The following is a 12,549-nucleotide window of genomic DNA, read 5'->3' as shown; positions in this document are numbered from 1 at the left end:
TATAATTTCATCTCTACGGTGGCTGTAGCTCAGTTGGTAGAGTCCAGGATTGTGATTCCTGTTGTCGTGGGTTCGAGCCCCATCAGCCACCCCAAATAAAAAAAGCCCTTGCAAATGTTGCAAGGGCTTTTTTCTTTTGATTTCAAATTGAAATCATCCAAGATGCCCCGCAATCAGCGGGGCGTTTGGCCTCAAGGGTTCACCATCACCAGCTTGCCTTTGACGCTCCGTGAGCCCATGTGGGCGTAGGCGGCTTTGAGCTCGCTCATGGGCATGGTGCGATCGATCACGGGTTTGATTTTGCCTTGGCCGTACCACTGGGCCAATTCGCCCATCATGGCGGCGTTGGCCTGGGGTTCGCGTTTGGCAAACTCGCCCCAGAACACGCCCACCAGACTGGCACCTTTGAGCAAAGGCAGGTTCAAGGGCAGGGACGGGATGGGGCCACCCGCAAAACCCACGACCAGGTAGCGGCCCCGCCAGGCGATGGAGCGGAAGGCCGGTTCGGCAAATTCGCCGCCCACCGGGTCATAAATCACATCAGGGCCTTTGCCTTCGGTCAGGGTTTTCAGTGCTTCGCGCAGGTTTTCGGTGCTGTAGTTGATGGTGGCATCGGCACCGAGTGACTTGCACAGCGCACATTTTTCATCGGTGGAGGCCGCTGCAATCACTTTGGCGCCCATGGCTTTGGCGATCTGGATGGCGGCGGTGCCCACACCACCTGCTGCGCCCAGAACCAGAACCGTTTCGCCTGCCTTTAATGCGGCGCGGTCTACGAGCGCGTGGTGCGATGTGGCGTAGGTCATGATGAACGCGGCTGCATCCACCGCGGGAAAGCCTTCTGGCAGTGGCATGCACAATTTGGCCGGGGCCAGGGTGTGGGTGCCAAAGCCACCGGTGCCTGACAAGCAGGCCACGCTTTGGCCTACTTGCAGGTGGGTGACGCCTTCGCCCACGGCTTTGATCACACCTGCGTATTCCGAGCCGGGCACAAAGGGCAGTTCGGGCTTCATCTGGTATTTGTTTTGAACGATCAGTAAGTCCGGAAAGTTCAGGCTGGCCGCCTGAATTTCGAGCAGAACTTGACCGGGGCCCGGGGTGGGGGTAGGCAGTTCTTTCCAGGTGAGCGCGTCGACCCCGACAGGGTTTTCGCAAAGCCAAGCGTGCATGCAGATACTCCTTGATGAATGTGTTGAGTGGTGGGCATCTTAGGCAATGCCAAGGCCCGGCTCATGTCCCCCGAGCGACCTGTCCTGTGACTGCCCATCCAGGGTTTTTGTGAGGTGCAAGTAGCCCTCTACAATGGGCACTCTCACAGGGACACCGCATGAAAATTCTCATCTCCAACGACGATGGATTCCGCGCCGAGGGCATTGTGGCGCTGTATAACGCGCTCAAAACCATCGCAGACGTGGAGGTCGTGGCCCCTGAGCACAACAACAGCGCCAAGTCCAATGCGCTGACCTTGCACACCCCTTTGTATGTGCACCGTGCGGACAATGGCTTTCGTTATGTGAACGGCACGCCAGCTGATTGTGTCCACATCGCACTGACAGGCTTGTTGGGTTATCGCCCTGATCTGGTGGTCTCGGGCATCAACAACGGTGCCAACATGGGCGATGACACCGTGTATTCCGGCACGGTGGGCGCGGCCATGGAAGGCTATTTGTTTGGCATCCCCTCCATGGCCGTGTCCCAGATTGAAAAGGGTTGGGCGCATGTGGATGCCGCCGCAGAAACAGTCAAAACCATGGTTCAGCAGATGCAGGCAGCCGCGATGCTGGAGCCTAAGCCTTGGTTGTTGAATGTGAACATTCCCAACTTGCCCTTGGCGGACATTCAACCGGCCAAGTTGTGCCGCCTGGGGCGACGCCATTCGGCTGAACCTGTCATCACGCAAGTCGATCCGCGTGGGCAGACCATGTACTGGATTGGCAACGCCGGTGCTGCCATGGATGACAGCGTGGGCACGGATTTTCATGCGGCCAGCCACGGTCATGTGGTGGTCACGCCGCTCAAGGTGGATTTGACGCATCATGAACAGTTGGTTCAGTGGTCTGACGCTTTCGGGCGGTTGAGCGCCAGGGTTTTGGCATGAGTCAGCGCCCCGGCTTTCCTGTCAAACTCTCGCCCCCTGGCACCGCGCCAACGCGAAGCAGTCCGGGGAAGTCTGCCGTGGCTCCAGCAGCACTTGGTCTGTCGGGGGCTGTGGCGGTGCCGCGCATGCCACTGGCACCGACCGGTTTGGGGCTAGATTCCGGAGCGGTGCGTGCACGCATGGTGCGACTGCTGGCCCAGCAGGGCGTGCGCGATGCGCGTGTGCTGGAGGCCATGGGCCTGGTGGAGCGCCACCGATTTGTGGAAAGTGCGCTGGTGGGTCAAGCCTATGAAGACACCAGCTTGCCCATAGGCTTGGGTCAGACCATCTCCAAACCCAATGTGGTGGCCCGGATGATTGAGCTGCTGTGCCAGGGAGCAAGCGGAAAATTGGGCCGGGTGCTGGAGATTGGCACCGGCTGCGGCTACCAGGCGGCCGTGCTCAGCCATGTGGCGACCGAGGTTTACAGCATTGAGCGCTTGCGCGGATTGCATGAAAAAGCCCGTGACAACCTGCGCCCATTGCGTGTGCACAATGTGCATCTGATTTTTGGCGATGGCATGTTGGCTTATCCCCAAGGCGCGCCTTATGCTGGCATCATTTCCGCAGCAGGAGGTGATGACATTCCCCAGGCCTGGCTGGACCAACTGGCCATGGGGGGGCGGCTGGTGGCCCCCACCGTCACATCCGCGGGCCAGCAGGCGCTGGTGGTGATCCATAAAACCCCCCGAGGTTTCGAGCGGCAAGTGCTTGAAGCTGTGAATTTTGTACCTCTAAAATCAGGCGTTGCCTGAACGATTGATTCCCCATGATGACTTTGAATACCGCCCGATCCGTGGTTTTAACAGCTTGCGCTGTCGCTGTGCTCGCTGCTTGCTCGTCTTCATCAAGGGTGCCAGCGCCTGTAGAAGACCGCCTGGGCACGGGCCGGACGGCAACAGTCCCTGTGGCACCCAATGCGGTCAAGCCGATGCCGGGGGCTGAGAATGCAGGCAAGCCCGGTTATTACACAGTGCAGCGCGGCGACACCCTGATGCGCATTGGCCTGGACAGCGGTCAATCCTGGCGTGATCTGGCGCGATGGAACAGTCTGAGCAATCCCGATGTGATCGAAGTCGGCCAGGTGCTGCGTGTGGTGCCACCTGGGGCAGCCGTTGAAGCCCCCGGCGTGGTGGTGCGACCCGTTGCGCCGTCGGGAGAACCCACTGCAACCACAGCTGCCGCCAAGCCTGCCGCTGTGGCCCCGTCGCCCGCTAACTCAACCAGCGCCATCAACGACGAAGGCTTGGGCTTCATTTGGCCAGCCAACGGCACGCTGCTTGCGGGCTTTGATGAGTCCAAAAACAAAGGTCTGGACATTGCCGGCAAGGCAGGCGATCCGGTGCTGGCCTCAGCCGATGGGCAGGTGGTTTATGCCGGGGCGGGTTTGCGCGGTTATGGCAACCTCATCATCCTCAAACACAACAACACCTTTTTGACGGCCTACGCCCACAACCAGGAACTGCTGGTCAAAGAAGACCAGAAGGTACGCAAAGGCCAGAAAATTGCCGAAATGGGCAAGTCCGACGCCGACCGCGTGAAACTGCACTTTGAGGTGCGCCGTCAAGGCAAACCGGTCGATCCCGCCAAACTCTTGCCCGCCCGCTGAGGCGCAAGGCGCGCATGCCCTGGCCAGTCCTGGTTTTTGACATCGAGACCGTGCCCGACATGGCCGGTTGGCGGCGCTTGAATCAGGTTTCGCCCGACTTGACCGACGCCCAGCTTCATGCCCAATGGCAGGCGGAACGTGCCGCCAAGGGGCAAAGCGACTTCATGCCGCTTTATCTGCAACGCACCCTCGTGATCAGCTGTGTGTTTCGCAATGCCGACGGCTTGCGTGTGCACTCCTTTGTGGACCGCGACGGCCACAGCGAAGGCCGCATCATCCAAACGTTTTTCAATGCCATTGACAAGCATTCACCCCAGCTGGTGAGCTGGAATGGCAGCGGTTTTGACCTGCCCGTGCTGCACTACCGGGGCTTGCAGCATGGCGTGGTGGCCGACAAATACTGGGACATGGGCGACGATGACCGCGAGTACAAGTGGAACAACTACATCTCGCGCTACCACATGCGCCACCTGGACCTGATGGACTTGCTGGCCAAATACACCCCTAAAAACAATGCACCCATGGATGCCTTGGCCAAGCTGTGCGGCTTTCCGGGTAAGCTGGGCATGGACGGCTCGCAGGTGTATGCGCAGTACCTGGCCGGGCAGACCGAAGACATTCGCCGCTATTGCGAAACCGATGTCATGAACACCTACCTGTTGTATTGCCGTTTTCAGAAAATGCGCGGCGGCCTGACCGAGGGCGAATACGAGCAGGAAATCGATTTCGTCAAAAACAATGTGGCCGCTTTGGCCAGTGCGCAAGAGCCCCATTGGCAGGAATATCTGCAAGCCTGGGTCTGAAGCCCCGAAAGATCGGCCTTGTGTCCTGAGACAATCGGGGCATGAGCGAACAACAAGATCTTTCTATTCCCCCCGGCGAAAGCCCCAGCAGCGACGATTTGCCCGAAGGTTGGCTGCGCGTGGGCGCCCTGGACATGGATGCCCAAGGCATCGCCCGCCGCCCTGACGGCAAAGTGGTGTTCATCGAAGGTGCCTTGCCCTTTGAGACCGTCTCGGTCAATGTGCACCGCAAGAAAAACAACTGGGAGCAGGGCGTCGTCACCGACATCCACCAAGAATCGTCCCAGCGCGTGCGCCCCGGCTGCCCCAACTTTGGCTTGCACAAAGGCGCCTGCGGCGGCTGCAAGATGCAGCACCTGGAAGCGTCAGCCCAGGTAGCCGTCAAACAGCGCGTGCTGGAAGACAACCTCTGGCACTTGGGCAAGGTCAAACCCGAAACCATGCTCCGGCCCATCGAAGGACCGACTTGGGGTTACCGTTACCGTGCCCGCATGTCGGTGCGCTATGTGCTTAAAAAAGGCGAAGTGCTCATTGGCTTTCACGAACGCAAGAGCCGCTACATCGCGGACATGAAAGTCTGCCCGATCCTGCCGCCGCATGTCAGCGCCATGCTCATGCCTTTGCGCGCCTTGATTGCCCAGATGGACGCCCGCGAAACCTTGCCCCAGATCGAGCTGGCCTGCGGCGACTCTGTCACTGCCCTGGTGCTGCGTCACTTGGAGCCGCTGTCAAACGGCGACAAACAGCTGTTGCGCGACTTTGCCGCCGAGCATGCCGTGCAGTGGTGGCTGCAGCCCAAAGGGCCGGACACGGTGCATCTGCTCGACGAGGGCGGTGCGCAGCTGGCCTACAGCCTGCCCGACTTTGGCGTGCACATGCCGTTCAAGCCGACCGACTTCACGCAGGTCAATCCTTACATCAACCGCGTGCTGGTCTCGCGTGCCCTGCGCCTGTTGGGCGCACAAAAGACCGACCGCGTGATCGATTGGTTCTGTGGCCTCGGCAACTTCACGCTGCCCATTGCCACCCAGGCGGGCGAGGTGCTGGGCATCGAAGGCGCAGAAGCCTTGGTGGCCCGCTCGCGCCAGAACCTGGTGCATAACCAGGCCCTGCGCGCAGGGCAAGGCCCGCTGGCCCCCACCACCTTTGTGGCCCGCAACCTGTTCGAGATGACCCCGGCCATGCTGGTGGCCGATGGCGTGTCCGACAAATGGCTGGTCGATCCACCGCGTGAAGGGGCTTTTGCCCTGGCCAAAGCCCTGGCCGAGCTGCACGAAAACCACGAACTGCGCGAGGGTTGGACGCCGCCCCAGCGCATCGTCTACGTGAGCTGCAACCCCGCCACCCTGGCCCGAGATGCAGGCTTGCTGGTGCACCGCGCTGGTTACCGATGCGTGGCCGCTGGCGTGATCAACATGTTCGCTCACACGGCGCATGTGGAGAGCATGGCGGTGTTTGAGCTGGCCTGAGTGTGACCTGCACCATGAAAAAAGGCTCCCTCAGGAGCCTTTTTTGTGGGTGGCGTGAGCCACTTGGCACAGGTCAGTCGCGTTCGCCGCCCATGATGCCCAGCAAGGCCAGCAGGCTCTGGAACACGTTGAAGATGTCCAGATACAGGGCCAGGGTGGCGCTGATGTAGTTGGTTTCGCCGCCGTCGATGATCTGTTTCAGGTCATACAGCATGTAGGCGCTGAAAATTCCGATGGCCATGACCGAGATCACCATCATGCCCACGGTAGAGCCGATGAACACGTTGATGATGCCGCCGATCATGATGGCCAAGGCCCCCACAAACAGCCATTTGCCCATGCCTGAAATGTCACGCTTGATGGTGCTGGCCAGGCTGGCCATGACGAAGAACACGCCGGCCGTGCCTGCAAAGGCGGTCATGATCAGGTCTGAACCGTTCTTGAAGCCCAACACCATGGCGATCATGCGCGAGAGCATCAAGCCCATGAAGAAGGTGAAGGCCAGCAGCACGGGCACGCCCGCTGCCGAGTTTTTGGTTTTCTCGATGGCAAACATGAAGCCAAAAGCTCCCGCCAGAAAGACGATCAAGCCAACGCCACCACTCAAGGATTGGGTGATGCCGGTGGCCACGCCCAGCCAGGCACCCAAAACGGTAGGCAGCAGGCTCAGGGCCAGCAGCCAATAGGTATTGCGCAGCACGCGGTTGCGTGTCGCCAGATCGGTGCCGTGGCCCCAGTCCGTGGAATTAAGAGTGCGAAGGTCGCTCATGTGTTTCTCCTGTTCATACCCTGTGTTCAGGGCTGGTGAATTGTAGGGGCGACCAGATCCAGTTGGACAATGACCGCACAGGCATGGGGTTATCCGGGTGAATCAGTTTTGCGTTGAAGTGTGAAATCCGTGCTCATCTGCGCGTGTATGCTTGCGGTTTTATTTTTTCGTCCGTTTGACACCATGAAAACACAATCCGTCCTCGAACTCTCTGACGTCCAAGCCATTGCCGCCGCTGCCCAAGCTGAAGCCCAGAAAAATAATTGGAACGTGAGCATCGCCATTGTCGACGCTGGTGGCCATCTGCTGCATTTCCAGCGCCTCAATGGTGCGCCTCCCATTTCCTCGCACATTGCCCCGGCCAAGGCCCACACGGCAGCTTTGGGTCAGCGCGAGAGCAAGGTGTATGAAGACGTCATCAACGGTGGCCGCTATTCCTTCTTGTCTGCGCCTGCCATTGAAGGCATGCTCGAAGGTGGCGTGCCGATCATGAAGGACGGTGCCTGCTTGGGGGCCGTTGGCGTGAGTGGTGTCAAGTCCAACGAAGACGCGCAGATCGCCAAAGCCGGTATCGCAGCCATCGGTCTGTGAGGGTCTGTTGGGGGTAGCATTGTGCTGTCCTGACGGTTTTACCTGCGCCATTGACCCACAAAAAAGCCGCTGAAAAGCGGCTTTTTTCATGTGGATGACCCATAAACGTATGCCGATGAGCGTGAGAGGCGTTATGAAGTTTTGCCAAAAGTGGGCAGCAGCTTTTGGATTTCTGTTTTGAGTGCTTCTGTGGAAATTGGTTTGGAGACGTAGGCATCCATGCCGGATTCGATGTACTTTTCGCGGTCCCCTTTCAGCGCGTTGGCGGTCACAGCCACGATGGGGGTATGGATCAGTTGGTTTGACTGTTCAAGTCCACGAATGATCTGAGTGGCTTCGACGCCGCCCATTTCCGGCATCTGAATGTCCATGAGGATGAGGTCAAATCGACCGCGTGAAAAAGCTTCGACAGCTTCGACGCCGTTGTTGGCGATGGTCACTTCAAAGCCCATGCGGTTGAGCAAGATGGTTTCCAGCGTCTGATTGATGGGCGTGTCTTCAACGAGCAAGACCTTCGGGGCCTGTGACTGCGCAGGCGCTTGAGGCGTCTCATTTTCTGTCAGTAAAGAAGGGCTGTTCAAAGTGGCAGAGCCATTGAGCACCGCCATCAATTCATGGGGGTCGACAGGCTTGACCAAGAAACTCTGAATGCCCATTCGATCGAGTTCTTCTTGGCTGATTTGTTCACTCAAGGCACCCAGCATGATGATCATCAGTTGTGCAGGAGATCGCTGTTGTCGCAGTTGTCCCGCCAGGGCGTAACCGTCGATGTCTGGCATGTTGACGTCGATCAGCGCATAGCAGGCTTGGGTCAGCTGAGGAGAGTGCAATGCATGCGCTGCGTTGTCATTGGCCACCGCATGCAAACCCGCGCATGTCAGTCTGCGGCACAAGATGGAGCGGCTGGTGGCGTTGTCGTCCACCACCATGGCAGTGCGTCCTTTGAGCTGAGGCAAGAGCGGAGGCAGGGACAGCGGTGACGTGTTTGCGGTTTGAAGCTCTATCGTGAATCTGAAAGTGCTGCCCTTGCCCAGTTGACTGCTCACGCGAATGTCGCCGCCCATCATCTGAATCAGGCTGCGGCTGATGGCAAGGCCCAGGCCTGACCCGCCAAAGCGCCGTGCCGTGCTGGAGTCGGCTTGGGTGAAGACATCAAATATCAGAGACTGCTTGTCAGATGAGATGCCAATGCCCGTGTCCTTGACTTCGAAGACGAGCCATAAGCCTGGACCGACTTCATCAACAGACATGCGGTTGACGGTGAGGATGACCTCCCCCCGGGCGGTGAATTTGATCGCATTGCCCAGCAAATTCGTGATCACTTGCTGAAGTCTCAAAGGGTCACCCAAGACGAGATCGGGCACATCGGGCGCCATGTCGCAGACCAATTCCAGCTCTTTTTCCGTCGCTCTCAGTGACAAGGTGCGGGTGGATTGCCGAATCAAGCTGTGCAAGGAAAACTCATGAGGATCAAGATGGAGTTTTTTGGCCTCGATTTTGGAAAAGTCCAGGATGTCGTTGATCACCGCGACCAAGGAATGTGCCGATGTCGAGACCATCTCCAGATAACTGCGTTGTTCGTTGGTCATGCGCGTTTGCAGGCACAACTCGGTCATGCCCAGAATGCCATTCATGGGGGTGCGAATTTCATGGCTCATATTGGCCAGGAAATTACTTTTTGAGGCATTCGCTGTTTGCGCATCATCGCGTGCCAAAGAAAGCTCGGTTTCAGCATGAATTCGAGCTTCCACAAACTCATTGAAGGCATGCACCACCGTCGTGATTTCCCGGCTGCCTATGGCCGCAATCTGAGCCGTGGGTTGTCCATCTCGCATACGAGCGGCCGTGTCATGCATGGCCTGAGCCAACTCACCCAGCGGGCTGATCAGTTTTGACACGAAGCCCCACATCAAAGGCACGATGGTCAGCAGCAGCAGCAGCGTGACCAGAACCATCTTCTGGTAAAGATCACCGATCGGGGCAAAGGCTTCTGCAGATGGGATGACCGAAGCCACGACCCAACCCGTGGTCTGCAAACGTTTGAAGGTGAACAAGCCCTTCAAACCCCGTGTGGTCGTGCCTTCTTGCGTACCTTCAAATCCTTTCATGGCCGCCTCGAACGGGAGATTGCCACTGCCTTCAGGGACGGTGGTCAAGATCATGCGGGTGTCTGGATGGGCGATGCGCACCCGGTCTTTGGTGACCAGGTAGTAATAACCGGTTTCGCCATTTTTCCGGTTCGCAATATTGCCCAGCAAATTGGGTTTGTAGAGATTCAAGACCCCACCCATGATGCCCACAAGCCGATTGTGTTGATCCATGATGGGCACAGCCACCACCACAATGGGTTGTTGGGTGGCCTTGCCCAGTATGGGTTTGGAGATCACGGGCTTTCCGGTTTTGATCACGCCCTGGATGTAGTCACGCGACGCCATGTCGAGTTTGCGCCTGCCGGGTTTGATGGGCCAATCCACCAGCAACACGCCTTGTGCATCGAAGATGTAAAGGTCGTCATAGACGTTCAGCAAGGCGTGTTCGCGCTGGAGGTGTTTTTCCAGTTTGTTCAGGTCCTGCATGTCTTGTGCAGGGACATTGAGCCCCACACTGGCCAGCATGTCTTGGCTGTCTTGGAGTTTTTCATCCAGATTCCTGGCGAAGTCGCTCAATTGCCTGAATTCATGCTTTTCGATGCGCTGCACGATGTCGCCGCGCAGGACGTAAAACTGCAGCCCCAATTGCGCCAGCAACAAAACAATGCCCATGGCGATGGCGCTCAAGGAGAGTTGAAGTTTGATGCTGAGATTTTTCATGTGTGCACAAGCCAGTTGTTTTGGGGTGGCCAGTAGCGGGCCTGATTTCAGACTGCGATGATTTTTTGATTTTAATCAGGAATATTCTTTAAATAGTACCTAAATATTCAATATGAACAATGAAAGTTCAAATTCGACACAGTTTTGATCCAGACCCCGCACCAAGTCGGTGGCAATGGAGCCGACATGCAGATTGCACAGAAGCCCCCAATGACGGCGCTGTTGCCACCGTCCTGCAACATCTTTGAGCGTTGAATACTTCACGAGGCCAGATCAATGGCACGAGGTAAGTGCTAAGCGCTAGCGGCAGGGTAAACCCGTATGGTTTTTGTTTGGTATTCATTTAATATATTAAGTAAATGAACTCTACCGCCCCATTCGTACACCGCAATTTGCCTCGTCTGCTGCTGGAAGCGCGCGAGGCCGTGATGGCACACACCCGCCCCAGCCTGCGTGAGCACGGTTTGTCGGACCAGCAGTGGCGCGTCTTGCGTGTGCTGGGCGAACATGCCGATGAACCTGCTGGTATTGAAACCGGGCGCGTGGCCCGTGAGGCTTATTTGCTGGGTCCCAGCCTCACGGGTGTGCTGACCCGCATGGCGCGTGACGGCTTGATCGAACGCCAGCGCTGTCCGCAAGACGCCCGGCGCACCGTGGTGCGGGCCACCGCAGCGGGCCTGGCCAAAGTGCAGGCCTTGTCGCAAACCATCGAAGCGCATTACGTGTGGATGGAGCAGCAACTGGGCAAGGCGCGGCTGACAGCCTTGTACGAATTACTGGACAAGGTCATTGCGCTGGAAGTGCCAGAAGTGACCGAGGCAGTTGTAACAGCACCAGATCTCTGAGGAATAGTAAATGCAGACAACACGAACGCCACACCACCCCTGGCAACCGCAGGGCACGGTGTACGGCATCTTGCTCAATTTCCGCCGAGAGTGGGACCTTTGGGGTCCGCGTATGACGCAAGACCCTCACAAAGCCGCGCCCAATGCGCCCGTCCTCTATGTGAAAACAGCCAACACCTTCAGCCCCGCCGACCAGGACCTGTTGTTGCAAGACGGTGTGACAGAAGTCGATATCGGCGCCACGCTGGGCCTGATCATGGGCGACGACGGTCAAGTGGCTGCTGCCGTGCTGATGAACGACTGGTCAGTGCCGCACACGAGCTATTACCGTCCCCCGGTCAAGTTCCGCTGCCGCGATCGCTTTTTGGCCTTGCCGCAGCAGGCGACCGCTGCGCAGGTGGCTGATTGGGCCATGCTGCAGATCACGGTGCGCCTCAATGGTGATGTGGTCCAGACCGTTCAGCTCAGTGAATTGATGCGCGGTATACCCACATTGCTGGCGGATGTGGGCGAATTCATGACCCTGCAAGCAGGTGACGTCCTGATGGTGGGCACCGATTGCCTGGCAGACGGCACGCGTCCTCGCGCCAAAGCGGGGGATTGGGTGGAAATTTCCGCGCCAGGCTTTTCGTCCGTGTCTGTGAAAGTCGGAGGTGCCGCATGAAACACGCACGCATCGCCTGGTCAGGCGCTATCCAGCAAGCGGTCGAGTCTGACGGTCAATTGCTCATCACCCAAGGCCCGCACAAGGGCCACCTTGTGGGATTTGACGACGTCGTCTGGTTGCCCCCGCTTACACCCGTGTCGCAGGCGCGCACCGTGATCGCGTTGGGCCTGAACTACGCCGACCACGCCAAGGAACTCGCCTTCAAGGCACCCGAAGAACCGCTGGCCTTCATGAAGGGTGAAGCCTCGCTGATTGGCCACAAGGCCTTCACGAAGCGCCCGGCGGATGTGAAGTACATGCATTACGAATGCGAGCTGGCCGTGGTGATAGGCCGCATGGCCCGGCATGTGAAGAAAGCCAATGCCTATGACTTCATTGCGGGTTACACCGTGGCCAATGACTACGCCATCCGCGACTATCTGGAAAACTGGTACCGCCCCAACCTGCGAGTGAAAAACCGCGACACCTGCACGCCCATTGGGCCCTGGTTGGTAGATGCGGCAGATGTGCCCAACCCGATGGCGTTGAAATTGCAGACCACCGTCAATGGCAAGGTGACGCAAAGCGGCACCACCGCCGACATGATCTTTGACGTGCCCACGCTGATCGAATACTTCAGCAGCTTCATGACACTCAAGCCCGGAGACTTGATCCTGACCGGTACACCCGACGGCATTGTGGACTGCCAACCCGGTGACGTGATCGTCACCGAGATCGAGGGCATTGGGGCGCTCCACAACACCATCGTTTCATCATGACCTGAACCTGTGAGCGAGATGACCCCGTGGTGAATGAACACTTGCCAATGCGTGTTTCACTGATCGCAACGAGGGCGACACTGTCAAAAAA

12 protein-coding genes and 1 tRNA gene are annotated in these 12,549 nt (G+C 58.1%); 10 read left to right on the top strand and 3 right to left on the bottom strand.

Annotated features, from left to right (window positions below; genetic code table 11):
• The first annotated feature begins 18 nt into the window (after positions 1-18).
• A tRNA-His gene (locus H663_RS21795) sits at positions 19-94 on the top strand.
• 97 nt (positions 95-191) lie between these two features.
• On the opposite strand, the gene H663_RS21790 is transcribed toward H663_RS21795, so the two are convergent.
• The gene (locus H663_RS21790; RefSeq protein ID WP_053175271.1) at positions 192-1,169 is read right to left on the bottom strand and encodes an NADPH:quinone oxidoreductase family protein; all 978 of its coding nucleotides are present in this window, start codon (positions 1,167-1,169) and stop codon (positions 192-194) included.
• 158 nt (positions 1,170-1,327) lie between these two features.
• Here H663_RS21790 and surE point away from each other — a divergent pair, with 158 nt between their 5' ends.
• Genes surE through rlmD form a run of 5 tightly spaced genes read left to right on the top strand, consistent with a single transcriptional unit; the run spans position 1,328 to position 6,018 of the window.
• Complete coding sequence (gene surE, locus H663_RS21785; protein ID WP_053175274.1) at positions 1,328-2,098, top strand: 5'/3'-nucleotidase SurE; 771 nt, start codon at positions 1,328-1,330, stop codon at positions 2,096-2,098.
• A complete protein-coding gene (locus H663_RS21780; protein ID WP_053175277.1) occupies positions 2,095-2,892 on the top strand; it encodes a protein-L-isoaspartate(D-aspartate) O-methyltransferase in 798 nt (265 codons plus the stop codon). The genes surE and H663_RS21780 overlap by 4 nt, the downstream gene beginning before the upstream one ends.
• 17 nt (positions 2,893-2,909) lie before the next feature.
• Positions 2,910-3,746 carry a peptidoglycan DD-metalloendopeptidase family protein gene (locus H663_RS21775; RefSeq protein WP_053176870.1) on the top strand — a complete coding sequence of 279 codons (837 nt, stop codon included), beginning with the start codon at positions 2,910-2,912 and terminating at the stop codon, positions 3,744-3,746.
• Between the two features lie 14 nt (positions 3,747-3,760).
• Entirely contained in the window at positions 3,761-4,549 is a 789-nt protein-coding gene (locus tag H663_RS21770; protein ID WP_053175281.1) for a 3'-5' exonuclease, read from the top strand.
• 41 nt (positions 4,550-4,590) lie between these two features.
• A complete protein-coding gene (rlmD, locus tag H663_RS21765) occupies positions 4,591-6,018 on the top strand; it encodes a 23S rRNA (uracil(1939)-C(5))-methyltransferase RlmD (RefSeq protein ID WP_053175284.1) in 1,428 nt (475 codons plus the stop codon).
• Positions 6,019-6,091: 73 nt separating this feature from the next.
• On the opposite strand, the gene H663_RS21760 is transcribed toward rlmD, so the two are convergent.
• Positions 6,092-6,787 carry a Bax inhibitor-1/YccA family protein gene (locus H663_RS21760; protein ID WP_053175287.1) on the bottom strand — a complete coding sequence of 232 codons (696 nt, stop codon included), beginning with the start codon at positions 6,785-6,787 and terminating at the stop codon, positions 6,092-6,094.
• 183 nt (positions 6,788-6,970) lie between these two features.
• Here H663_RS21760 and H663_RS21755 point away from each other — a divergent pair, with 183 nt between their 5' ends.
• Complete coding sequence (locus H663_RS21755; protein WP_053175289.1) at positions 6,971-7,378, top strand: GlcG/HbpS family heme-binding protein; 408 nt, start codon at positions 6,971-6,973, stop codon at positions 7,376-7,378.
• Between the two features lie 131 nt (positions 7,379-7,509).
• Here H663_RS21755 and H663_RS21750 read toward each other — a convergent pair whose 3' ends face one another.
• A complete protein-coding gene (locus H663_RS21750) occupies positions 7,510-10,188 on the bottom strand; it encodes a HAMP domain-containing sensor histidine kinase (RefSeq protein ID WP_053172721.1) in 2,679 nt (892 codons plus the stop codon).
• A 359-nt stretch (positions 10,189-10,547) separates the two neighbouring features.
• On the opposite strand from H663_RS21750, the gene hpaR reads away from it, so the two are divergent.
• From hpaR to H663_RS21735, 3 genes are read left to right on the top strand one after another with little or no spacing between them, the layout of a single operon-like run.
• Positions 10,548-11,033, top strand: a complete 486-nt coding sequence (gene hpaR, locus H663_RS21745; RefSeq protein WP_053172719.1) for a homoprotocatechuate degradation operon regulator HpaR — start codon at positions 10,548-10,550, stop codon at positions 11,031-11,033.
• Positions 11,034-11,043: 10 nt separating this feature from the next.
• Positions 11,044-11,697 carry a fumarylacetoacetate hydrolase family protein gene (locus H663_RS21740; protein ID WP_053172717.1) on the top strand — a complete coding sequence of 218 codons (654 nt, stop codon included), beginning with the start codon at positions 11,044-11,046 and terminating at the stop codon, positions 11,695-11,697.
• Complete coding sequence (locus H663_RS21735; protein WP_053172715.1) at positions 11,694-12,458, top strand: fumarylacetoacetate hydrolase family protein; 765 nt, start codon at positions 11,694-11,696, stop codon at positions 12,456-12,458. The genes H663_RS21740 and H663_RS21735 overlap by 4 nt, the downstream gene beginning before the upstream one ends.
• Positions 12,459-12,549: the final 91 nt, after the last annotated feature.

It is taken from the genome of Limnohabitans planktonicus II-D5 (genome assembly GCF_001270065.2).
GTDB lineage: Bacteria > Pseudomonadota > Gammaproteobacteria > Burkholderiales > Burkholderiaceae_C > Limnohabitans_A > Limnohabitans_A planktonicus.
This window is presented reverse-complemented; position numbering and strand designations above follow the sequence as displayed.